At 38.9% G+C, this 21,033-nt stretch carries 19 protein-coding genes and 4 tRNA genes; 20 read left to right on the top strand and 3 right to left on the bottom strand.

The genetic code is table 11. The annotated features are described in order from the left end of the window. The first annotated feature begins 38 nt into the window (after positions 1–38). The 3 genes from ACY650_RS04500 to nadD all read left to right on the top strand — a co-directional run bounded on the left by ACY650_RS04500 (position 39) and on the right by nadD (position 2,095). Positions 39–632, top strand: coding sequence for a sigma-70 family RNA polymerase sigma factor (locus ACY650_RS04500; protein WP_462252164.1), 594 nt, complete (start codon positions 39–41; stop codon positions 630–632). Between the two features lie 324 nt (positions 633–956). Beyond that, on the top strand, positions 957–1,523 hold the full coding sequence (gene gmk, locus ACY650_RS04495; RefSeq protein WP_462252162.1) for a guanylate kinase: 567 nt from the start codon (positions 957–959) through the stop codon (positions 1,521–1,523). After that, positions 1,523–2,095 (top strand): nicotinate (nicotinamide) nucleotide adenylyltransferase, encoded by a 573-nt coding sequence (gene nadD, locus ACY650_RS04490; RefSeq protein WP_462252160.1) that lies wholly within the window; start codon positions 1,523–1,525, stop codon positions 2,093–2,095. The genes gmk and nadD overlap by 1 nt, the downstream gene beginning before the upstream one ends. Positions 2,096–2,097: 2 nt before the next feature. Here the strand turns inward: nadD and frr are convergent, their stop codons facing one another. Genes frr through ACY650_RS04475 form a run of 3 tightly spaced genes read right to left on the bottom strand, consistent with a single transcriptional unit; the run spans position 2,098 to position 3,926 of the window. Continuing rightward, complete coding sequence (gene frr / locus ACY650_RS04485) at positions 2,098–2,652, bottom strand: ribosome recycling factor (RefSeq protein ID WP_462252158.1); 555 nt, start codon at positions 2,650–2,652, stop codon at positions 2,098–2,100. A 17-nt stretch (positions 2,653–2,669) separates the two neighbouring features. Continuing rightward, positions 2,670–3,374 carry a UMP kinase gene (gene pyrH / locus ACY650_RS04480; RefSeq protein WP_462252156.1) on the bottom strand — a complete coding sequence of 235 codons (705 nt, stop codon included), beginning with the start codon at positions 3,372–3,374 and terminating at the stop codon, positions 2,670–2,672. Positions 3,375–3,431: 57 nt separating this feature from the next. After that, positions 3,432–3,926, bottom strand: a complete 495-nt coding sequence (locus ACY650_RS04475) for an acyl-CoA carboxylase biotin carboxyl carrier protein subunit (protein ID WP_462252154.1) — start codon at positions 3,924–3,926, stop codon at positions 3,432–3,434. Between the two features lie 258 nt (positions 3,927–4,184). Here ACY650_RS04475 and ACY650_RS04470 point away from each other — a divergent pair. The 17 genes from ACY650_RS04470 to fusA all read left to right on the top strand — a co-directional run bounded on the left by ACY650_RS04470 (position 4,185) and on the right by fusA (position 21,024). Continuing rightward, positions 4,185–4,270: transfer RNA gene (locus ACY650_RS04470), tRNA-Tyr, on the top strand. A 126-nt stretch (positions 4,271–4,396) separates the two neighbouring features. Continuing rightward, positions 4,397–4,469, top strand: a tRNA-Gly gene (locus ACY650_RS04465). Positions 4,470–4,540: 71 nt separating this feature from the next. Further along, a tRNA-Thr gene (locus ACY650_RS04460) sits at positions 4,541–4,612 on the top strand. 74 nt (positions 4,613–4,686) lie between these two features. Beyond that, complete coding sequence (gene tuf, locus ACY650_RS04455; protein ID WP_462252152.1) at positions 4,687–5,874, top strand: elongation factor Tu; 1,188 nt, start codon at positions 4,687–4,689, stop codon at positions 5,872–5,874. A 95-nt stretch (positions 5,875–5,969) separates the two neighbouring features. Beyond that, positions 5,970–6,042 (top strand) — tRNA-Trp (locus ACY650_RS04450). Positions 6,043–6,062: 20 nt separating this feature from the next. After that, positions 6,063–6,254, top strand: a complete 192-nt coding sequence (gene secE / locus ACY650_RS04445) for a preprotein translocase subunit SecE (protein WP_348280412.1) — start codon at positions 6,063–6,065, stop codon at positions 6,252–6,254. A 15-nt stretch (positions 6,255–6,269) separates the two neighbouring features. Next, complete coding sequence (nusG, locus tag ACY650_RS04440; RefSeq protein WP_462252150.1) at positions 6,270–6,833, top strand: transcription termination/antitermination protein NusG; 564 nt, start codon at positions 6,270–6,272, stop codon at positions 6,831–6,833. 10 nt (positions 6,834–6,843) lie between these two features. Continuing rightward, entirely contained in the window at positions 6,844–7,287 is a 444-nt protein-coding gene (rplK, locus tag ACY650_RS04435) for a 50S ribosomal protein L11 (protein WP_462252148.1), read from the top strand. A 9-nt stretch (positions 7,288–7,296) separates the two neighbouring features. Beyond that, the gene (gene rplA, locus ACY650_RS04430; RefSeq protein WP_462252146.1) at positions 7,297–7,995 is read left to right on the top strand and encodes a 50S ribosomal protein L1; all 699 of its coding nucleotides are present in this window, start codon (positions 7,297–7,299) and stop codon (positions 7,993–7,995) included. A gap of 6 nt (positions 7,996–8,001) precedes the next feature. Next, entirely contained in the window at positions 8,002–8,532 is a 531-nt protein-coding gene (gene rplJ, locus ACY650_RS04425) for a 50S ribosomal protein L10 (RefSeq protein WP_462252144.1), read from the top strand. 32 nt (positions 8,533–8,564) lie between these two features. Next, positions 8,565–8,945, top strand: coding sequence for a 50S ribosomal protein L7/L12 (gene rplL / locus ACY650_RS04420; protein WP_462252142.1), 381 nt, complete (start codon positions 8,565–8,567; stop codon positions 8,943–8,945). A gap of 132 nt (positions 8,946–9,077) precedes the next feature. After that, a complete protein-coding gene (gene rpoB, locus ACY650_RS04415; RefSeq protein ID WP_462252140.1) occupies positions 9,078–12,947 on the top strand; it encodes a DNA-directed RNA polymerase subunit beta in 3,870 nt (1,289 codons plus the stop codon). Between the two features lie 55 nt (positions 12,948–13,002). After that, complete coding sequence (gene rpoC / locus ACY650_RS04410; RefSeq protein WP_462252138.1) at positions 13,003–17,313, top strand: DNA-directed RNA polymerase subunit beta'; 4,311 nt, start codon at positions 13,003–13,005, stop codon at positions 17,311–17,313. Between the two features lie 2 nt (positions 17,314–17,315). Beyond that, positions 17,316–17,651 (top strand): DUF3467 domain-containing protein, encoded by a 336-nt coding sequence (locus ACY650_RS04405; RefSeq protein ID WP_462252136.1) that lies wholly within the window; start codon positions 17,316–17,318, stop codon positions 17,649–17,651. Positions 17,652–18,052: 401 nt separating this feature from the next. Further along, complete coding sequence (gene rpsL / locus ACY650_RS04400) at positions 18,053–18,427, top strand: 30S ribosomal protein S12 (RefSeq protein WP_462232050.1); 375 nt, start codon at positions 18,053–18,055, stop codon at positions 18,425–18,427. A gap of 12 nt (positions 18,428–18,439) precedes the next feature. Further along, positions 18,440–18,907 (top strand): 30S ribosomal protein S7, encoded by a 468-nt coding sequence (gene rpsG, locus ACY650_RS04395; RefSeq protein ID WP_462252134.1) that lies wholly within the window; start codon positions 18,440–18,442, stop codon positions 18,905–18,907. A gap of 8 nt (positions 18,908–18,915) precedes the next feature. After that, positions 18,916–21,024 (top strand): elongation factor G, encoded by a 2,109-nt coding sequence (gene fusA, locus ACY650_RS04390; RefSeq protein ID WP_462252132.1) that lies wholly within the window; start codon positions 18,916–18,918, stop codon positions 21,022–21,024. Positions 21,025–21,033: the final 9 nt, after the last annotated feature.

Here is a 21,033-nt window from a genome sequence, read left to right as displayed (position 1 = left end):
TCGTATAATAGATGTATATACATGTAAATTGAAGAGAGATGACCGATCAAATAATAGACACACCAGTAAAAAGAACATATTCAGAAGCTAAAAAAGTGAAGGTATTTGATGGGGAGTTTATGCCTCATATAGATTCGATGTACAATTTTGCATATCGATTGACATTCGATGAAGACGACGCAAAAGATTTAGTGCAGGATACCTACATGAAAGCTTATCGTTTCATTAATTCATTCCAAGAGGGAACTAATGCAAAGGCATGGCTATATAGAATCCTAAAAAATAGCTTTATTAATGATTATAGAAAGAAAAGCAAGCAGCCATCGAAGGTAGACTATCAAGAGGTAGAGCAGTTCTATAATTCTGAAGACACTATTAGTAACGCTACTGTCGATCTAAGATTGGAAACAACGAAAGATATGATTGGTGATGAAATTAGTAATGCACTAAACTCATTGGCAGTCGATTTCAGAACAGTTGTAATCTTATGTGATCTCGAAGGGTTTACATACGAAGAAATGGCAAAGATTCTTGATATTCCTATTGGGACGGTAAGATCAAGACTTCACCGAGCTAGAAATCTTCTAAGAGAAAAGCTTGGTTCTTATGCACTCTCTATGGGATATAATTAATCGGAACTTTTTTTGACTCTTTTGCATTCGATATCTTAACAAATTAACATTCGAGAAATGTCAGATTGTCTAGATTGTAACTGTGATGAATTTGAAAAATGTCTGAAGATATTAAATCTTATTTTAGATAACGAGGCTACACCAAGTCAAGAAGAGTATTTTAAGTCTCACATAGAGAAATGTTCAATTTGCTTTGCTCATTGTAACATGGAGAAGCAAATTAGACAGCTCATCAAAACGAAGATGAGTAATAAATCAGTCCCAAATGCATTGGCAAATGAGATTAGGGGCAAGATTGTGAGGTGATCATTTTAAATTCGCCAGATGGAGGGAAAAGCTATCATATTTTCTGCACCATCAGGGGCTGGAAAAACTACTATTGTTCATAGTTTACTAGATCGGATACCTAGCCTTAGGTTTTCCATTTCAGCAACAACACGCTCCAAAAGATCGACTGAAATAGATGGTCGCGATTATCATTTTTTATCATTGGAAGATTTTCAAGAAAAAAAACAGTCTGGCGAATTGCTGGAGTGGGAGGAAGTATATCAAGACACTTTTTATGGTACATTGAACAGTGAAGTAGAGAGGATATGGAGTGAAGGAAACCACGTAATATTTGATGTAGATGTGAAGGGAGGAAAAAGATTGAAAGAAATTTTTAAGAGTAAAGCAGTATCAATTTTCATCAGAGTGAAAAGTGAGGAGGTCCTAAGAGAGCGATTGACAATTCGGAATACTGAAAGTGAAGAGGTATTAAATATTCGAGTTAATAAAGCTGCTGAAGAAATGAAAGAAGAAGTTCATTTTGACAAGGTAGTATTAAATGAAAACTTGGACGAAGCGATTAGTCAAGCAGAAGTTATTGTTAAATCTTTTATCGCAAATTAATGGAGGTGGGACTTTTTTTCGGATCATTTAACCCTATTCACACTGGGCATATGATTATAGCGAACCTAGTAAAAGAGACCACTCAAGTGGAAGAAGTTTGGTTTATAGTAAGTCCTCAAAATCCTTTCAAAAAAAATAAAAGCCTTTTGCATGAATTCGATCGGCTAGATATGGTTAATGCGGCAATCGGAGATGACTATAAGTTTAGATCTAGTGACGTTGAATTTAATATGCCAAGGCCAAGCTATACGATAGATACTTTAACTCTTTTACAGGAAAAGCATCCAGAAAAAAAATTTCATCTTATAATAGGAGAGGACAATCTTGCCTCATTTCCTAAGTGGAAAAATCACGAAATGATTTTGGAGCACTTTGGATTGATAGTCTACCCAAGACCAAATTCTAAAGACAGTAACCTTATAGACTCTGAAAAAGTCAGATTAATTGAAGCTCCAGAAGTTGATATATCAGCTACACTTATCAGAAAATTGATAAAAGAGGGGAAGTCAATAAAGTATTTGGTGCCAGAATCAGTAGCGTCTTTGATTCAATCAAAAAACTACTTTAGTTAGCCCTAGACAGTCATGATGTCCTGTTCCTTACTATTTACAAGAGCATCAATTTTACTTGTATAAGTGTCGGTCAATTTCTGAACATCGTCCTCGGCACCTTTAATTAAATCTTCTGAAACACCATCTAATTTTTTTAAAGAATCATTGGTGTCCTTTCTTGCATTTCTCACACTGATTTTACCCTTCTCTGCTTCAGCCTTAACTTGTTTCATCAGCTGCAAGCGTCTCTCTTCGGTCAAAGGTGGAATATTGATTCTGATTTGCTCACCATCATTTTGTGGATTGAAGCCAAGGTTACTATTGATGATAGCTCGCTCAATTTCCTGAAGCATCGTTTTTTCCCAAGGCTTAACACTTAAAGTTCGTGCATCAGGTGTTGTCACACCAGCAACTTGGTTCAATGGGGTCATTGTACCGTAATACTCTACCTCAATTCCATCAAGCATACTAGGTAGTGCTTTTCCCGCTCTGATTTTTGCAAATTCATCTACGGTATGCTGAATAGCATTTTCCATCATTTCCTTTGCTGTATCTAGATATATCTCTATTTCTTCCATGGGTGAAAATTTTTTAATCAATTAATGAGTGTGCCTACCTCTTCTCCTGCAACAATTTTTTCAAGGTTACCTTTAGTGTTCATATCAAAGACAATAATTGGTAAATTATTTTCTTGACATAATGTGAAAGCAGTCATATCCATAATATTTAAATTCTTTTCATAAGCTTCTTGAAAAGTAATCTTTGAATAGCGTTCTGCATTCGGATTTTTTTCCGGATCCTCTGAGTAGACTCCATCAACTCTAGTGCCTTTAAGCACAACATCAGCTTCTATTTCAATAGCTCTTAAACTTGCTGTAGAGTCTGTTGTGAAGTAAGGATTTCCAATTCCTGCTCCAAATATTACCACTCTTCCTTTTTCCAGGTGTCGGATGGCTCTCCTTCGAATAAATGGTTCACATACTTGTTCCATTTTAAGTCCTGCCATAAGTCGAGTATACATTCCCTGTTTTTCAAACATACTCTGTAAGGCCATTGCGTTAATAACCGTTGCTAGCATGCCCATGTAATCACCTTGCACTCTGTCTATCCCAGATGCTTCAGCTTCTACTCCTCTAAAAATGTTACCTCCACCTATTACTACAGCCACTTCAATACCTTGGCTGACTACTTTCTTGATTTCTTCCGCATATTGAGTTAGGCGTGCTGAATCAATGCCATGTTGCTGGTCACCCATTAGGGCTTCACCGCTAAGCTTTAGTAATATTCGTTTGTAGGTCATTATTTGGGTTTAATATGTCGAAATCGTGCAAATATATATATAGCTTTTTCTGTCAAATTAATCGAATGAAATCAAGACTTGATTTTTTTCAACATTCTCCTTTTCCGAGACATGAATTTTACTAATCGTTCCTTCTCCTGGAGATTTAATGACATTCTCCATTTTCATTGCTTCTAGAACGAGGAGTTGGTCTCCTTGTTTGACTTCATCTCCTTCTTTGGCAATAATATTTAATATGGAACCAGGCATAGGGGCCTTTACATCTTTTACTGCAGCGCTTTCTGCAGCATTCATTCCTAATTTATCCAATATTTGATCAATATGATCTGTGACGGAAACTTCCAATAGCTGATTATTTATTTTCAACCTCATTTCTTTGCCTTGCCTGTCCACCAATTCAACCTTATATATTTTATTCAATCGATAGACATTGTAAGAAGTGTCACTTAGCTTAATGATCTCTCCATCAAAAAGTTGATCATTAATGAGTAATTCATCTTTCTTATTCTCTACCGAGATTTTTTCAGCCGAACCAACCTTTACTTCTATCATTGAATTTGGTGTTTTAAATTTCCGTGGCCCAAAAATATGGATACTAACATTTATTAAAAATTTAGGTCCAATTTTTAAATTTAGTATGTGAATAATTCTATTGGTTCAAGTCGCAAATGGGGAAAAAACAGCTCATAGCAAGGAAATATTTTTTTATATAAAAATGAAAGTTTGATTAGTTCAAAAAACCATATACTTTTGCAATCCTTTTTCTGGAAAGCATCTGGAAAAAGACGTTCTTGAAAGTAGTTAAAACAAGGGGAGATACTCAAGCGGCCAACGAGGACAGACTGTAAATCTGTTGGTGTATTCCTTCGCAGGTTCGAATCCTGCTCTCCCCACCATTTTTAAGCTGGTATAGCTCACCGGGTCGGCGTTCCGATTGGTAGAGCGAAAGCCACTTTCAACACTGAAAAGTCAGTGTGATTTTTTAATGAAATTGTTTAGCTGATAGCTCAGCAATTAAACAAGCGGGTGTAGCTCAGTTGGTAGAGCGACAGCCTTCCAAGCTGTAGGTCGCGGGTTCGAGCCTCGTCACCCGCTCAAAATCCCTGAATATTCAGGGTCTTTGAGCTATTTGGTTCAAAATTCTGAACTCAAAGAGTTTAGAACTAGCCGATGTAGCTCAGGGGTAGAGCGTTTCCTTGGTAAGGAAGAGGTCAGGGGTTCAAATCCCCTCATTGGCTCTTTTTTCGAAAGGAAATGAGAATATTAAAAATAGAGTAATAACAATAATTTAAACAAACGAGGATTATCAAGCATGGCTAAAGAAACCTTTGATCGTTCGAAACCACACGTAAACATTGGTACAATCGGACACGTTGACCATGGTAAAACAACTTTAACTGCAGCAATTTCAGCAGTACTTGCTAATAAAGGACTTGCAGAGCAAAAAGATTTCTCTTCTATTGACAACGCACCAGAAGAGAAAGAAAGAGGTATTACCATTAATACTTCACACATTGAGTATCAAACAGAAAATCGTCACTACGCTCACGTTGACTGTCCTGGTCACGCGGATTACGTTAAAAACATGGTAACTGGAGCAGCGCAGATGGATGGAGCTATCATCGTGGTAGCTGCAACTGACGGTCCTATGCCTCAAACTAGAGAGCACATCCTTCTTTCAAGACAGGTAGGTGTACCAGCTCTTGTTGTATTCATGAACAAAGTTGACTTGGTAGATGATCCTGAACTTCTTGAACTAGTAGAGATGGAAATCAGAGAGCTTCTTTCTGATTACGACTTCCCAGGTGATGATATCCCTGTTATCCAAGGTTCTGCTCTTGGCGGACTTAACGGAGATGCTAACTGGGTTGGAAAAATTGAAGAACTTATGGCTGCTGTGGATGAGTACATCCCACTTCCAGAAAGAGCTGTTGATAAGGATTTCTTGATGCCTGTTGAGGATGTATTCTCAATTACTGGTAGAGGAACTGTTGCAACTGGTAGAATTGAAAGAGGTGTAATTAACTCTGGAGATCCAGTTGATATCATTGGTATGGGTGCTGAAGACCTTAAGTCTACAATCACTGGAGTAGAGATGTTCCGTAAGATTCTAGACAGAGGTGAAGCTGGAGATAACGTTGGTCTTCTTTTAAGAGGTATCGAGAAAACTGATATCAAAAGAGGAATGATTATCTGTAAGCCAGGTTCTGTAACTCCTCACGCTAAATTCAAAGCAGAGGTTTACGTTCTATCAAAAGAAGAAGGTGGACGTCACACTCCATTCTTCAACAAGTATAGACCTCAGTTCTACTTAAGAACTACAGACGTAACTGGTGAAATCATGCTTCCTGAAAACGTTGAAATGGTTATGCCAGGTGACAACGTTACTATTGAAGTGAACTTGATTAACGCAGTAGCACTAGAAAAAGGATTGCGATTTGCAATCAGAGAAGGTGGACGAACTGTAGGTTCTGGTCAGGTAACTGAAATTCTTGATTAATAAATAGTTATCCCGACGTACGTAAGTAGGTCGGGATTTGTTTATACAAACTGATTACTCTAAATTTGCAGTCCTTTTGGGACTGCTTGTTTTTTACGGGTGTAGCTCAATTGGTAGAGTAGCGGTCTCCAAAACCGTTGGTTGGGGGTTCGAGTCCCTCCTCCCGTGCTTTTAAACGAAGGAAAATTATGTCTAAAGTTATCACATTTTTCAAGGATTCGTACGACGAATTGACACACAAAGTGTCATGGCCGAAGTATGGTGATTTGCAAAATAGCGCCATTTTGGTGCTCGTAGCATCGTTGATTTTTGCGCTTATGATTGGAGCAATAGACTATGCCTTCGAGAATTTAATGGAATTTATTTATCAGGAACTATAATACGTACGGGTCAGGATGGAGCATAAGTGGTACGTAGTAAGAGCCGTTAGCGGCAAGGAAAAGAAAGTCAAAGAAGCCATCGAAAATGAGGTGGTGAGACAAGAATTGGCTGAATATATCCCTCAAGTACTTATCCCTTCGGAGAAAGTATATGAGATGCGCAATGGCAAGAAAAGAGTTAGAGAAAGAAATTTCTTTCCAGGTTATGTGTTGATTCAAGCCGACTTCTCCAATGGTGAGGTTCAGCACCTGGTTACGAATAAAGAGCTAATACCAAATGTGATCGGCTTCCTAGGATCAACTGGTAGTAGCACTACAAAAGATCCGATTCCTTTGAGGCAAGCTGAGGTTAATAGAATCCTCGGTAAAGTTGATGAGGTTGAGGAGTACGAAGAAAAGCTGGATACCCCATTTATTGTGGGTGAAAGCGTGAAAGTGATGGACGGTCCCTTTAGTGGCTTCACGGGTACAGTAGAGGAGGTATTTGAGGATCGTAAGAAGCTTAACGTTACGGTTAAGATATTTGGCAGAAATACACCTGTCGAATTGAATTATATACAGGTAGAAAAAGAAGATTAATTAGGTAAAAATGGCTAAAGAAATATCAGGCTATTTGAAATTACAGATTCGAGGAGGAGCGGCTAATCCCTCACCTCCAGTAGGACCTGCACTTGGTGCTAAAGGTCTGAATATCATGGACTTCTGTAAGCAGTTTAACGCTAGAACACAGGATAAGCCAGGACAGCTTCTTCCAGTTCTTGTGACAATCTATGCAGACAAGTCTTTTGATTTTGTAATTAAGACACCTCCTGCTGCTTCACTTATAATGGAAGCAGCTAAGTTAAAAAAAGGATCTTCCGAGCCAAATCGTGTAAAAGTGGGTTCTGTATCATGGGATCAAGTTAAAGTGATAGCTGAAACTAAGATGCCAGATTTGAACGCATTTACTATCGAGTCAGCTATGAAAGTAGTTGCCGGTACTGCACGAAGCATGGGTGTGAAAATTTCAGGTAAAGCCCCTTGGGCAAATTAATATTTGGTAATGGGAAAGCTTACAAAAAATCAAAAGAAAGCTCAAGAACTTTTAGAAGTTGGTAAAGAGTACTCTTTGGAGGAAGCGGCAAAGCTTGTGAAAGAAATTACTTTCACGAAGTTCGACGCTTCAGTTGATATTGACATCCGATTGGGTGTTGATCCAAAGAAGGCTGACCAAATGGTTCGAGGAGTTGTATCTCTACCTCATGGAGTAGGTAAAGATGTGAGAGTTTTGGTACTATGTACACCTGATAAAGAGCAAGATGCTAAAGATGCTGGTGCTGATCATGTTGGACTAGATGATTATGTTAAGAAGATCGAAGGAGGTTGGACGGACATAGATGTAATCATTACTATGCCGACTGTGATGGCGCAAGTAGGTAAACTCGGACGAGTACTTGGACCAAGAGGTTTGATGCCTAATCCAAAGTCAGGAACAGTGACAATGGATATTGGACAGGCAGTAAAAGAAGTAAAAGCTGGAAAAATCGACTTTAAAGTTGATAAGTTCGGAATCATACACACAAGTGTTGGGAAAGTATCTTTTGATGCTGATAAAATCAAAGACAATGTGGTTGAAATGGTTCAGACAGTATCAAAATTGAAGCCTGCCTCTGCTAAAGGGACATACTTCAAGTCGATAACACTCTCTAGTACTATGAGTAGTGGAATTGCAGTGGATAAAAGTAGCATAACAAACATATAAGAAGTTATGACACGAGAAGACAAAGCACAATTAATAAGTGACCTTACAACAAAGTTTAAGGAAACAGATCATTTCTATATAGCTGACACTTCAGGTCTCACAGTGGCTGAGATCAATAAGTTCAGAGAAATGTGCTTCAATAAAGGTGTAGAGTATAAGCTTGTGAAAAACACGCTTATAAAGAAAGCTCTTGAGAACGTTGATGGAGATTTTTCATCATTAGATGATGTGTTGAAAGGAACGTCGGGAATCATGTTCGTAAATGAGGCTGCTAACGCTCCAGCGAAGATCATTAAAGACTTCAAGAAAGGAGACGCAAATGACAGACCGAAATTCAAGGCTGCTTCTATTGACTCAGATTTATTTATCGGAGAAGATCAACTAGGTGCACTTGCTAGCTTGAAATCTAAGCAAGAGCTTATTGGTGAGATCGTCACATTATTGCAATCGCCTGCTAAGAATGTACTTACTCTACTTCAAAGTGGAGAGCACAAACTTGCTGGTATTGTTAAAACACTCTCAGAAAGAGAGAATTAAAAATTTTTAAACAGAATTAACACTTTAATAAAATGGCGGATTTAAAAGAATTTGCAGAGCAACTAGTTAACCTTTCAGTGAAAGAGGTAAACGAATTAGCTACTATCCTTAAAGATGAGTACGGAATTGAGCCAGCTGCAGCAGCAGGACCAGTAATGGTTGCTGGTGGCGGTGGAGCTGAAGGCGGCGGAGAAGAAGAAAAATCTTCATTCGACGTAATCCTTAAGTCTCCAGGTGGCGCAAAACTTGCTATCGTTAAGCTAGTAAAAGAACTTACTGGACTAGGTCTGAAAGAAGCGAAAGAGCTTGTTGATGGTGCTCCTAAGCCAGTGAAAGAAGGAATCGCTAAGGACGAAGCTGAAGCATTGAAAAAGCAGCTTGAAGAAGCTGGTGCTGAAGTAGAATTAAAGTAATTAGCACATAATACCAAAGGTTTAGGCCTGGCTCCCTCTCGAATTTTTCGAGATAAGGGATCAGGTCTTTTCCTGTTTGTATAAAAAGCTAATTGTCCTTTTCAATTTTTATAAACTAAAACTCCGTAAGCTTTGGCTAACAACAATAACACGAGAATAAATTTCTCTTCAATCAAATCAGTTATTGATTATCCGGATTTTCTGGATGTACAATTAAAGTCGTTTGTTGACTTTTTCCAGCTAGATACACCTGCTGAAAGGAAAGAAGGCGAAGGCCTTTACAAGGTGTTCATGGAAAACTTCCCAATTACAGATTCTCGAGAGAATTTCGTATTGGAATTTGTGGATTATACGGTAGATCCTCCAAAGTATAGCATTCAAGAGTGCATCGAAAGAGGGTTGACTTATTCCGTTCCTCTAAAAGCAAAACTTCGTCTGCTTTGTAATGACGAAGAAAATGAAGATTTTGAAACGATTGAGCAAGAGGTATTTTTGGGTAATATCCCATATATGACCGAAAAAGGCTCCTTCGTTATTAATGGTGCTGAGCGTGTGATTGTATCACAGCTACACAGATCTCCTGGAGTATTCTTTGCGCAAAGCAAGCATACCAACGGAACACTGTTATATAGTGCTAGAATTATCCCTTTCAAGGGATCTTGGATTGAGTTTGCAACAGACGTTAATAACGTGATGTATGCTTACATCGATCGTAAGAAAAAATTCCCTATTACAACCCTTCTAAGATCTATTGGATATGGATCTGATAAAGAAATTCTTGATTTATTCGGACTGTCTGAAGAAATAGAGGCGACTGAAAAGGATCTGAAGAAAGTAATAGATCGAAGACTTGCTGCAAGGGTTCTAAGAACCTGGACAGAAGATTTCGTGGATGAAGATACTGGAGAGGTGGTATCTATCGATAGAAACGAGGTTGTTTTGGAGCGTGACAGTATTATCACTGAAGATGACATCCAAACAATTATCGACTCGGGTTCTAAATCAATAATTGTACACAGAAAGGATGTGAATATTGCAGAATATTCAATCGTTTACAATACACTTCAAAAAGATAATTCAAACTCTGAAAAAGAAGCAGTTGAGCAGATTTATCGTCAGTTGAGAAATACGGAGGCTCCTGACGAACAAACTGCACGTGATATTATCACGAGCTTGTTCTTCTCTGATAAGAGATATGATCTTGGCGAGGTAGGTCGATACAGAATCAATAAAAAATTAGGTATCGATACTGATTGGGACAGAAGAGTATTGACTACTGAAGATATTATTCTTATTGTTAAGTACTTGATTGGACTTATCAACAGTAAAGCAGTTGTCGATGATATTGACCACTTGAGTAATAGAAGAGTTAGAACAGTAGGTGAGCAGCTTTACTCTCAATTTGGTGTTGGTCTTGCAAGAATGGCAAGAACCATTCGTGAAAGAATGAATGTAAGAGATAATGAAGATTTCAAGCCTGTTGATCTAATCAACGCTAGAACATTATCTTCTGTGATCAACTCATTCTTTGGAACGAATCAGCTATCTCAGTTTATGGATCAAACGAATCCATTAGCAGAGGTAACACACAAAAGAAGAATGTCTGCACTTGGGCCAGGTGGTCTTTCAAGAGAAAGAGCTGGTTTCGAGGTTCGAGATGTTCACTATACGCACTACGGTAGACTTTGTACGATTGAAACTCCGGAAGGACCAAACATTGGTTTGATTTCTTCTCTTTGTGTTCACGCTAAAGTGAATCAAATGGGATTCATCGAAACTCCTTACAGAGAAGTAGAAAGTGGCACTGTAGACATGTCAGGAAATGTAAAGTATTTGACTGCTGAAGAAGAAGATACTCACAACATTGCACAGGCTAATGCGCCATTATCAGACAAGGGTAAATTCTTAAATGATAAGATTAAAGCAAGGTTTGAGGGAGACTTCCCACTTTGTAATGAAGATGAAGTAAGCTACATGGATGTTGCTCCAAATCAGATTGTATCTGTAGCAGCATCAATGATTCCTTTCTTGGAGCATGATGATGCAAACAGGGCTTTGATGGGATCAAACATGCAACGTCAAGCAGTTCCTTTGATGAGACCACAAGCACCTATCGTTGGTACTGGTCTTGAAGAAAGAGTAGCTCTTGACTCAAGAGCCTTGATTAGAGCGGAGAGAGATGGGTTGATAGAGTACGTTGACGCTAATAAGATCACAGTAAAGTATGATTTAAATGCTGATGAGCAGATCATTACTTTCAATGATTCAGTTGTAACATATGACTTGGTTAAGTTCAGAAGAACGAACCAAGATACATGTATAAACTTGAAGCCTATCGTTCAGAAAGGTGACAAGGTTAAAGAAGGTCAAGCACTATGCGATGGCTTCGCTACTGAAAAGGGAGAACTTGCATTAGGAATTAACATGCAGGTTGCATTTATGCCTTGGCAAGGGTACAACTTTGAGGATGCGATTGTAATATCGGAGCGAGTAGTTCGTGAAGATATCTTCACTTCCATTCATATTGATGAGTTTGAGCTTGAAGTTAGAGATACGAAAAGAGGAGAAGAAGAACTTACAAGTGAAATTCCGAACGTTTCTGAAGAGGCTGTGAAAAACCTTGATGAAAATGGAATTATCAGAACAGGTGCTGAGATCAAAGAAGGAGATATCCTTATAGGTAAGATTACTCCTAAAGGAGAGTCTGATCCAACTCCAGAGGAAAAACTACTAAGAGCAATCTTTGGTGATAAAGCTGGTGATGTTAAGGATGCTTCATTGAAAGCTTCTCCATCACTAAAAGGTGTGGTGATTGACACCAAATTATTCTCTAGACCAAAGAAGGATAAGGATGTAAGAGCCCGAGCTAAGAAAGAGGTTGAACTGCTTAAGAATAAATACAGTCAACAACTTACTGAAGCAAGAGCTACTATGCTCGATAAGATCGCTAAGCTTCTTGATGGAAAAACTTGTCAGGGAATTAAGCACAAGTTTGGTGAGGAAGTGATGAGCAAAGGAGTTAAGTTTTCTAAGAAGAACATCGAAGCAAATTTATTCCCACCTAAGAATAAGTATAGGGACGAAAGTAACTATAACGTACCTGAAGAAGCTAACTTGATTTCTGATTTACTTATCGAAAACTGGGTAAGCGATGAGAAAATCAATGACTTGATCTTCAATTTGGTGAAAAACTATATTGGACATAGAAACGATATATCAGGTCATTTCAAGCGTGAAAGATTTACACTAGAAGTTGGTGATGAGTTGCCAGCAGGAATTGTTCAGCTAGCAAAAGTGTATGTTGCTAAAAAGCGTAAGCTCCAAGTTGGAGATAAAATGGCTGGAAGGCACGGAAACAAAGGGGTTGTGGCCAAGATTGTTCGTGAGGAAGATATGCCTTTCATGGAAGATGGAACTCCGGTAGATATCGTATTGAATCCACTAGGTGTACCTTCAAGGATGAATATCGGTCAGATATATGAGACGGTGTTAGGATGGGCAGGATTGAAGCTAGATAGAAAGTATGCTACTCCAATATTTGATGGTGCTTCTGAGGAAGAGGTTCAAAACGAATTGAAAGAGGCAGGTCTACCAAGCTTCGGTAGAACTTATCTATACGATGGGCTTTCTGGTGAGCGATTTGATCAACCTGTGACTGTTGGTGTGATTTACATGCTTAAACTAGGTCACTTGGTTGATGATAAGATGCACGCGAGAAGCATCGGACCATACTCACTTATTACTCAGCAACCGCTTGGTGGTAAGGCACAGTTTGGAGGTCAGCGTTTCGGAGAGATGGAGGTTTGGGCTTTGGAGGCATTTGGTGCTGCCAATGTGCTTCAGGAAATCCTTACAATCAAATCCGATGATGTAATAGGTAGAGCAAAAGCTTATGAAGCGATCGTTAAAGGCGAGAACATGAATAAGCCAAACATTCCTGAATCATTCAATGTATTAATACATGAATTGAGAGGATTGGCTCTTGAAATTACTTTGGACTAATTAATTATTGAAAATCATTCTCCCGAGCAATCGGGAGGCTTTATTGATATACAACATGGCGTTCAGAAAAAACAAAAAAATTCACAACGACTTCTCTAAAGTTACGATCAGTCTTGCTTCTCCAGAGTCGATCCTGGAAAGTTCGCATGGTGAAGTAACACAGCCGGAAACTATCAACTATAGGACTTATAAACCTGAGATGGGTGGCCTTTTCTGTGAGCGAATATTCGGTCCAGTTAAAGATTGGGAATGTCACTGTGGTAAGTATAAAAGAATCCGATATAAAGGGATTATCTGTGATAGATGTGGTGTTGAAGTAACCGAGAAAAAGGTTAGAAGAGAGCGAATGGGACACATTGAATTAGTAGTTCCTGTAGCACATATTTGGTACTTTAAGTCTTTGCCAAATAAGATTGGATACCTTCTTGGTGTTCCTACAAAGAAGCTTGATCAGATTATCTATTACGAGCGATATATCGTAATTCAGCCAGGAGTAAAAGAAGAAGATGGTATTTCCAAACTTGACTTCCTTACCGAGGAAGAATACCTTGATATCCTTGATAAGCTCCCTAGAGAGAATCAATTGTTAGAGGATGATGATCCAAATAAGTTCATCGCAATGATGGGAGCAGATGCATTGGAAATGCTTCTTGCTAGAACTCAGTTAGATGAGCTTTCTTATGAACTAAGACATCAGGCTGCAACTGATACTTCTCAGCAGAGAAAGGCTGAAGCGTTGAAGAGATTGAGAGTAGTAGAAGCTTTCAGAGATGCAAAAACTCGAATTGAGAACAGACCTGAGTGGATGATAGTGAAAATGGTGCCTGTAATTCCACCTGAATTACGTCCGTTAGTGCCATTGGATGGAGGTCGATTTGCAACTTCTGATTTGAATGATCTTTACAGAAGAGTTATAATCAGAAACAATCGTCTAAAAAGATTAATAGACATCAAGGCTCCAGAAGTAATCCTTCGAAACGAGAAAAGGATGCTTCAGGAAGCAGTAGATTCACTTTTCGATAACTCTCGAAAAGTAAACGCTGTAAGATCTGATGGAAACAGAGCGTTGAAATCTTTGAGTGACATGCTTAAAGGTAAGCAAGGTCGATTCCGTCAAAACCTACTTGGTAAAAGGGTTGACTACTCTGGTAGATCAGTAATCGTAGTAGGTCCTGAATTGAAAATGCATGAATGTGGTCTGCCTAAGAATATGGCAGCTGAGCTATTCAAGCCATTTATTATCAGGAAATTGATCGAGCGTGGAATCGTTAAGACTGTTAAGTCTGCTAAGAAAATTGTAGATAGAAAAGATCCTGTGGTTTGGGATATCCTTGAAAATGTATTGAAAGGACACCCAGTATTACTTAACAGGGCACCTACACTTCACAGACTAGGTATTCAGGCTTTCCAGCCAAAGCTTATTGAAGGAAAAGCAATTCAGCTTCACCCACTAGCATGTACGGCATTCAACGCCGATTTTGATGGTGACCAGATGGCTGTTCACGTTCCACTTGGACATGAGGCAATTCTTGAAGCTTCTCTTTTGATGCTTTCTTCTCACAATATTTTGAACCCTGCTAACGGAGCACCAATTGCGGTACCTTCTCAGGACATGGTATTGGGACTTTACTACATCACTAAAGGAAGAAGAAGTACTGATAAAGAAAAAGTAGCTGGTGAAGGAAGAATTTTCTATTCTCATGAAGAGGTAATAATTGCTCTTAACGAGAAACAAATTTCTCAGCACGCATACATCAAAGTAAGAACGACGGTTCGAAACGAGAATGGTGAGCTAGAAACAAAAGTAATAGAAACAGTAGCGGGTAGAGTACTATTCAATGAGTCTGTACCAGAAGAAGTTGGATTTGTAGATGAGCTTTTGACTAAGAAAAAACTTCAGAAGATCATTTCTCATGTCTTCAAGATTGTAGGAATGGCAAGAACTGCTCACTTCCTAGATGATATTAAGGCACTTGGTTTCCAAATGGCTTATAAAGGTGGACTTTCAATGGGACTTGATAACATCAACATCCCTGCGGAGAAGGAAAAATTGGTAGTGCAGGCGAAAGAAGAAGTGGATGCAGTATGGCAAAACTACTTGATGGGTCTTATTACAGATAATGAGCGATACAATCAGGTAATCGATATCTGGACAAGAACCAACACGATGCTTACCAACTCGCTGATGAAGCAAATGGAAGAAGATGATCAAGGCTTCAACTCGATCTACATGATGATGCACTCAGGTGCAAGGGGATCTAGAGAGCAGATTCGTCAGCTTGGAGGAATGAGAGGGTTGATGGCTAAGCCACAGAAAAACCTTCAAGGTTCTGTTGGTGAAATCATTGAAAACCCGATCCTTTCAAACTTTAAGGAAGGTCTAGATGTTATTGAGTACTTCATCTCTACACACGGTGCGAGAAAAGGACTTGCAGATACAGCGTTGAAAACTGCTGATGCGGGTTACTTGACCAGACGTCTAGTTGACGTTGCACAAGATGTAGTTATCAATGAAGACGATTGTGGAACATTAAGAGGTTTATCAGTATCTGCATTGAAAGACAATGAGGAGATCGTTGAGCCACTTTCTGAAAGAGTACTTGGTAGAGTATCTGTTCATGATATCTACGATCCAATTACGGAAGAATTAGTAATTGAAGCAGGTGCTGAATTTACTGAAGAAATCGCTGATTACATTGATCAGTCGAGCATAGAAGAAGTAGAAATCAGATCAGTACTTACATGTGAAACTCGTCAAGGAGTATGTGCGAAGTGCTACGGTAGAAACCTATCTTCTGGAAAAATGTCTCACGTTGGAGAGTCTGTAGGAGTAATTGCTGCTCAGTCAATTGGTGAGCCAGGTACTCAGCTTACATTGAGAACATTCCACGTTGGAGGTACTGCATCTAACATCGCAGTTGAAGCAAACATCAAAGCGAAGTTTGATGGTGTAATCGAATTTGACGAACTAAGAACAGTCAAGTCAACTGACGATGAAGGCAACAAGATTGAAGTTGTGATGGGTAGATCAGGAGAGATCAAAATCTTGGATGAGAAGAAAGAGAAAGTATTGATTTCAAACCACGTACCTTATGGAGCAATCCTAAAAGTTAAGAATGGTGGTAAAGTTGCGAAAGGTGATGAACTATGCTTCTGGGATCCATACAATGCGGTGATCATGTCTGAGTTTGATGGAACTGCCTCATTCGATTCCATTATTGAAGGAATCACTTTCAAAGAGGAGTCTGATGAACAAACAGGTCACAGAGAGAAAGTGATTATCGACACTAAGGATAAAACTAAGAACCCTGCTATTGAGGTTGTTGGTAAAGATGGGGAAACTCAGAAGTCTTACAACGTGCCAGTAGGTTCTCACTTAGCTGTTGAAGAAGGAGATAAATTGAAGCCAGGACAGGTTATCGCTAAGATTCCTAGAAAAGCAGGTAAAAACAGAGATATTACTGGAGGTCTACCAAGAGTAACTGAGTTATTTGAGGCAAGAAATCCATCTAACCCTGCTGTTGTAAGTGAAATTGATGGTGTAGTTGAGTACGGTGGAATCAAGAGAGGTAACAGAGAAATTTACATTGAGTCAAAAGACGGTGTGAAGAAGCGTTACATGGTGCCTTTATCTAAGCATATCCTTGTTCAAGACAATGATTACGTTAGAGCAGGAGATGCGCTATCTGATGGAGCAATCACACCTGCAGATATCTTAAAGATCAAAGGCCCTACAGCTGTACAGGAATACTTGGTGAATGAAATTCAAGAAGTATACCGACTACAAGGGGTGAAAATAAATGATAAGCACATCGAAGCGATTGTTCGTCAGATGATGCAGAAAGTAGTTATTGAGAATCCAGGTGATACGAGCTTCTTGACTAATCAATTGGCTGATAGATTCGCTTTCATGGAAGAGAATGATAATATTCTTGACAAGAAAGTGGTAGTTGATCCGGGAGATTCTACTAACTACAAAGCAGGACAAATTATTGATGCAAGAAGTCTAAGAGATGAAGTTTCAAGCTTGAAACGTAGAGATCTTAAAGCAATGACTACACGTGATGCCGAGCCGGCAACAGGTAAGCCAACGCTTCAAGGAATTACGCAAGCATCACTTGGAACTGAAAGCTTTATTTCAGCTGCATCATTCCAGGAGACTACGAAAGTATTGAGTGAAGCCTCTATCAAAGGAAAAGCTGATACCTTGATTGGTCTTAAGGAAAATGTGATCGTTGGACACTTGATTCCAGCGGGTACTGGAATCAGAAGACATCAGAAGTACATCGTAAATTCTCAAGAGGAGTACGATAATCTGGTTTCTTCTAAAGAGGAGTTTGAATCTAAGGAAGTAGAAGAAGCTTAGTCATGAGCGACGATCCAAAAAAGAAAGACGATAAGAATCCAAATAATCAGATTAACATAGAGCTCTCGGAGGAAACTGCCGAGGGTGTCTATGCTAATTTGGCAATGATCGCTCATTCAAGTAGCGAGTTTGTCATTGATTTTATTCGTTTGATGCCAGGAGTACCGAAAGCGAAAGTGAAGTCGAGGATTGTGGTTACTCCAGAGCATGCAAAACGTCTTTTACATGCTTTAGAAGATAATATCAAGAAGTATGAAGCTTCTTTCGGAGAAGTGAAGCAAGCCGATGAGATGCCAAAATTCCCAATGAATTTTGGAGGAACCATGGGTGAAGCCTAAGAAGATAATCATTTGAAAATTTTGAAGGGATGCATTTTGCATCCCTTTTTTTATTTTCGCTAATTCAATTTGAGCCAAACAGTTAATTGCTGTTTAAATACAACCTATGAAAGGCTTACATTATATTATCCTATTGACTTTATTGCTGTTACCCAATCTATTAAAAGCTGAAAGCCAATAGATTTTTCAAAAAATAGATAGTATCGAGACAGTGTTGGCAAAGATTACTGATGATAGTATGAGATATGAGGTTATCTATGGGTTGATTGATAGGCATTTATAGGGTGAATGTTCTAACATTTAAGAAATCTTTATTAATTCATCTTTCAGTGTTTTGATATATTCCGATTATATCTATCTTTGCGTTCCCAAAATTTGGGACAGTTAGAATTAAATAGCGTATGCCAACTATACAACAATTAGTAAGGAAGGGAAGAAAGAAGTTGACTTCTAAGTCAAAATCCCCTGCATTGGACTCATGTCCTCAAAGAAGAGGGGTTTGTACTAGAGTGTACACAACTACTCCAAAGAAGCCTAACTCAGCGATGAGAAAAGTGGCTAGGGTAAGACTTACCAACGGTAAAGAAGTAAATGCTTATATCCCAGGAGAAGGACACAACCTTCAGGAGCACTCGATTGTGCTTATCAGAGGTGGTAGAGTAAAAGATTTACCAGGTGTAAGATATCACATCATTAGAGGTGCGTTGGATACTGCTGGTGTAAGCGGACGTCTACAAAGAAGATCTAAATACGGCGCTAAGCGACCTAAAAAATAATTTGCAGAAGAAATGAGAAAAGCAAAACCAAAAAAGAGATACATCCTTCCTGATCCTATTTATCAGGATACACTTGTAACTAAGTTTGTTAACAATCTTATGTTGAGTGGTAAAAAGAGTATTTCTTACAAAATCTTTTATAACGCTATTCAGCAAGTAGAAGAAAAGACAGGTGAAAATGGTCTTGAAACATGGAAGACTGCATTGAGTAACATCATGCCTTCTGTTGAAGTTAAAGCTCGAAGAGTTGGTGGAGCTAACTTCCAAGTACCTATCGAGGTTAGACCTGATAGAAAAATCGCTCTTGGTATCAAGTGGATGATCAAGTACGCAAGACTAAGAGGCGAAAAAACTATGCAAGATCGATTAGCAGCAGAAATCATCGCTGCGTCAAAAGGTGAAGGAGCTTCTGTGAAGAAGAAAGACGACATGCATAGAATGGCAGACGCAAACAAAGCATTCTCACACTTCAGATTCTAAGAACCAAAATGGCTAGAGACTTAAGATTTACTAGAAACATCGGTATCGCAGCTCACATTGATGCCGGTAAAACAACAACTACTGAGCGTATTCTTTATTACGCTGGTGTAAACCATAAAATTGGTGAAGTGCACGACGGTGGTGCTACAATGGACTGGATGGAGCAGGAGCAGGAAAGAGGTATTACCATTACTTCTGCTGCAACTACTGTATTCTGGAAATACAAAAATGACGATTACCACATCAATATTATTGATACTCCTGGTCACGTGGATTTTACTGTTGAGGTAAACAGGTCTTTGCGTGTATTGGATGGATTGGTATTCTTATTTAGTGCGGTTGACGGAGTTGAGCCTCAGTCTGAGACTAACTGGAGACTTGCTGATAACTACAAAGTAGCAAGAATTGGTTTCGTTAATAAAATGGACCGTCAAGGTGCAAACTTCCTTAACGTTTGTAACCAGGTGGTTGAAATGCTAGGTACAAAATCAGTGCCTCTTCAATTGCCAATTGGAGCTGAAGAAAACTTTAGAGGTGTAGTTGATTTAGTGGAGAACAAAGCAATCGTTTGGAACGAAGACGATATGGGAATGACTTTCGAGGAGATCGATATTCCTGAGGATATGGTTGATGAGGTTGCTGAGTACAGAGAGAAATTAGTAGAGTCTGTTGCAGAATACGATGAGAATCTTCTTGAGAAGTTCTTCGAAGATCCAGATAGCATTACAAGAGATGAAATCGTAGCTGCGCTTAGAGCTGCTACAATCGATTTGGCTTTCGTGCCAATGCTTTGTGGTTCTGCATTCAAGAACAAAGGTGTTCAAACACTACTTGACTATGTGATGGAGCTATTGCCTTCACCACTAGATAGAGATAATATTGTTGGTACAAATCCTGATACTGAAGAAGAAGTTACTAGAAAGCCAGATCCAAGTGAGCCATTTACTGCTCTTGCTTTCAAAATCGCTACGGATCCATTCGTAGGTAGACTTTGCTTCATGAGATCTTACTCAGGAATGCTTGAGTCTGGTTCTTATGTATACAATACAAGAACTAACAAGAAAGAAAGAATTTCCAGAATCTTCCAGATGCATGCTAATAAGCAAAATCAGATTGATGCGCTTCATGCTGGAGATATTGGAGCTGCTGTTGGATTTAAGGATATCAAAACTGGAGATACACTTTGTGCTGAAGATTCAAAGATTGTTCTTGAGGCAATGGACTTCCCAGATCCAGTAATTGGATACGCAATTGAGCCTAAAACTCAAGCTGATGTAGACAAATTAGGAATTGCAATTGGTAAGTTGATTGAAGAGGATCCAACTCTTCAAGTTGAAACTAACCACGAGACTGGACAAACGATCCTTAAAGGAATGGGTGAGCTACACCTTGACATTATCATTGATCGTTTGAAGAGAGAATTCAAAGTAGAAATTAATCAGGGAGCTCCTCAAGTTGCTTACAAAGAGGCGATCACTACTTCTACAGAACATAAAGAAGTTTATAAGAAACAAACTGGGGGTAAAGGTAAGTTTGCGGATATCGTATTCGAAATCGGACCTAAGGATGAGGATTACGAAAAAGACGGGCTTCAGTTTGTGAATGAAATTGTTGGGGGTGTGATTCCAAAAGAATTCATTGGCCCAACTGAAAAAGGATTTAAGCAAGCAATGTCTAACGGTCCTTTAGCAAACTATCCGATAGATAATATGAAAGTAAGACTATATCATGGTTCATTCCACGATGTAGATTCAGATGCACTATCGTTTGAGTTGGCTGCAAGAAATGGCTTCAAAGAAGCTGCTTCTAAATGTAACCCAGTGATTCTTGAGCCAGTAATGGGTGTTGAAGTAGTAACTCCTGATGAGTATACAGGTTCAATTACAGGTGACCTCAATAAAAGAAGAGGTCTAATGAAAGGGATGGATACAAAAGGAACTTCAACTGTGGTTAAAGCAGATGTTCCATTGTCAGAACTATTCGGTTATGTTACTGATTTGAGAACTATCAGTTCAGGTAGAGCGACGGCTTCATTGACGTTCTCTCACTATGATCCGGTTCCAAAGAATATTGCTGAAAAAGTAATTGCAGATGTTAAAGGCACTGCAAACGTTTAAAAGAGTTTG

The organism is Ekhidna sp., from assembly GCF_963691765.1.
GTDB lineage: Bacteria > Bacteroidota > Bacteroidia > Cytophagales > Cyclobacteriaceae > Ekhidna.
The sequence above is the reverse complement of the archived record's forward strand: the minus strand, read 5'-3'. Positions and strand labels throughout refer to the sequence as shown.

Bases quoted from the DNA above. Each gene is read 5' to 3' on its own strand.
- ACY650_RS04500 (WP_462252164.1), top strand. From the start codon at position 39: ATGACCGATCAAATAATAGACACACCAGTAAAAAGAACATATTCAGAA.
- gmk (WP_462252162.1), top strand. From the start codon at position 957: ATGGAGGGAAAAGCTATCATATTTTCTGCACCATCAGGGGCTGGAAAA.
- nadD (WP_462252160.1), top strand. From the start codon at position 1,523: ATGGAGGTGGGACTTTTTTTCGGATCATTTAACCCTATTCACACTGGG.
- frr (WP_462252158.1), bottom strand. From the start codon at position 2,652: ATGGAAGAAATAGAGATATATCTAGATACAGCAAAGGAAATGATGGAA.
- pyrH (WP_462252156.1), bottom strand. From the start codon at position 3,374: ATGACCTACAAACGAATATTACTAAAGCTTAGCGGTGAAGCCCTAATG.
- ACY650_RS04475 (WP_462252154.1), bottom strand. From the start codon at position 3,926: ATGATAGAAGTAAAGGTTGGTTCGGCTGAAAAAATCTCGGTAGAGAAT.
- tuf (WP_462252152.1), top strand. From the start codon at position 4,687: ATGGCTAAAGAAACCTTTGATCGTTCGAAACCACACGTAAACATTGGT.
- secE (WP_348280412.1), top strand. From the start codon at position 6,063: ATGTCTAAAGTTATCACATTTTTCAAGGATTCGTACGACGAATTGACA.
- nusG (WP_462252150.1), top strand. From the start codon at position 6,270: ATGGAGCATAAGTGGTACGTAGTAAGAGCCGTTAGCGGCAAGGAAAAG.
- rplK (WP_462252148.1), top strand. From the start codon at position 6,844: ATGGCTAAAGAAATATCAGGCTATTTGAAATTACAGATTCGAGGAGGA.
- rplA (WP_462252146.1), top strand. From the start codon at position 7,297: ATGGGAAAGCTTACAAAAAATCAAAAGAAAGCTCAAGAACTTTTAGAA.
- rplJ (WP_462252144.1), top strand. From the start codon at position 8,002: ATGACACGAGAAGACAAAGCACAATTAATAAGTGACCTTACAACAAAG.
- rplL (WP_462252142.1), top strand. From the start codon at position 8,565: ATGGCGGATTTAAAAGAATTTGCAGAGCAACTAGTTAACCTTTCAGTG.
- rpoC (WP_462252138.1), top strand. From the start codon at position 13,003: ATGGCGTTCAGAAAAAACAAAAAAATTCACAACGACTTCTCTAAAGTT.
- ACY650_RS04405 (WP_462252136.1), top strand. From the start codon at position 17,316: ATGAGCGACGATCCAAAAAAGAAAGACGATAAGAATCCAAATAATCAG.
- rpsL (WP_462232050.1), top strand. From the start codon at position 18,053: ATGCCAACTATACAACAATTAGTAAGGAAGGGAAGAAAGAAGTTGACT.
- rpsG (WP_462252134.1), top strand. From the start codon at position 18,440: ATGAGAAAAGCAAAACCAAAAAAGAGATACATCCTTCCTGATCCTATT.
- fusA (WP_462252132.1), top strand. From the start codon at position 18,916: ATGGCTAGAGACTTAAGATTTACTAGAAACATCGGTATCGCAGCTCAC.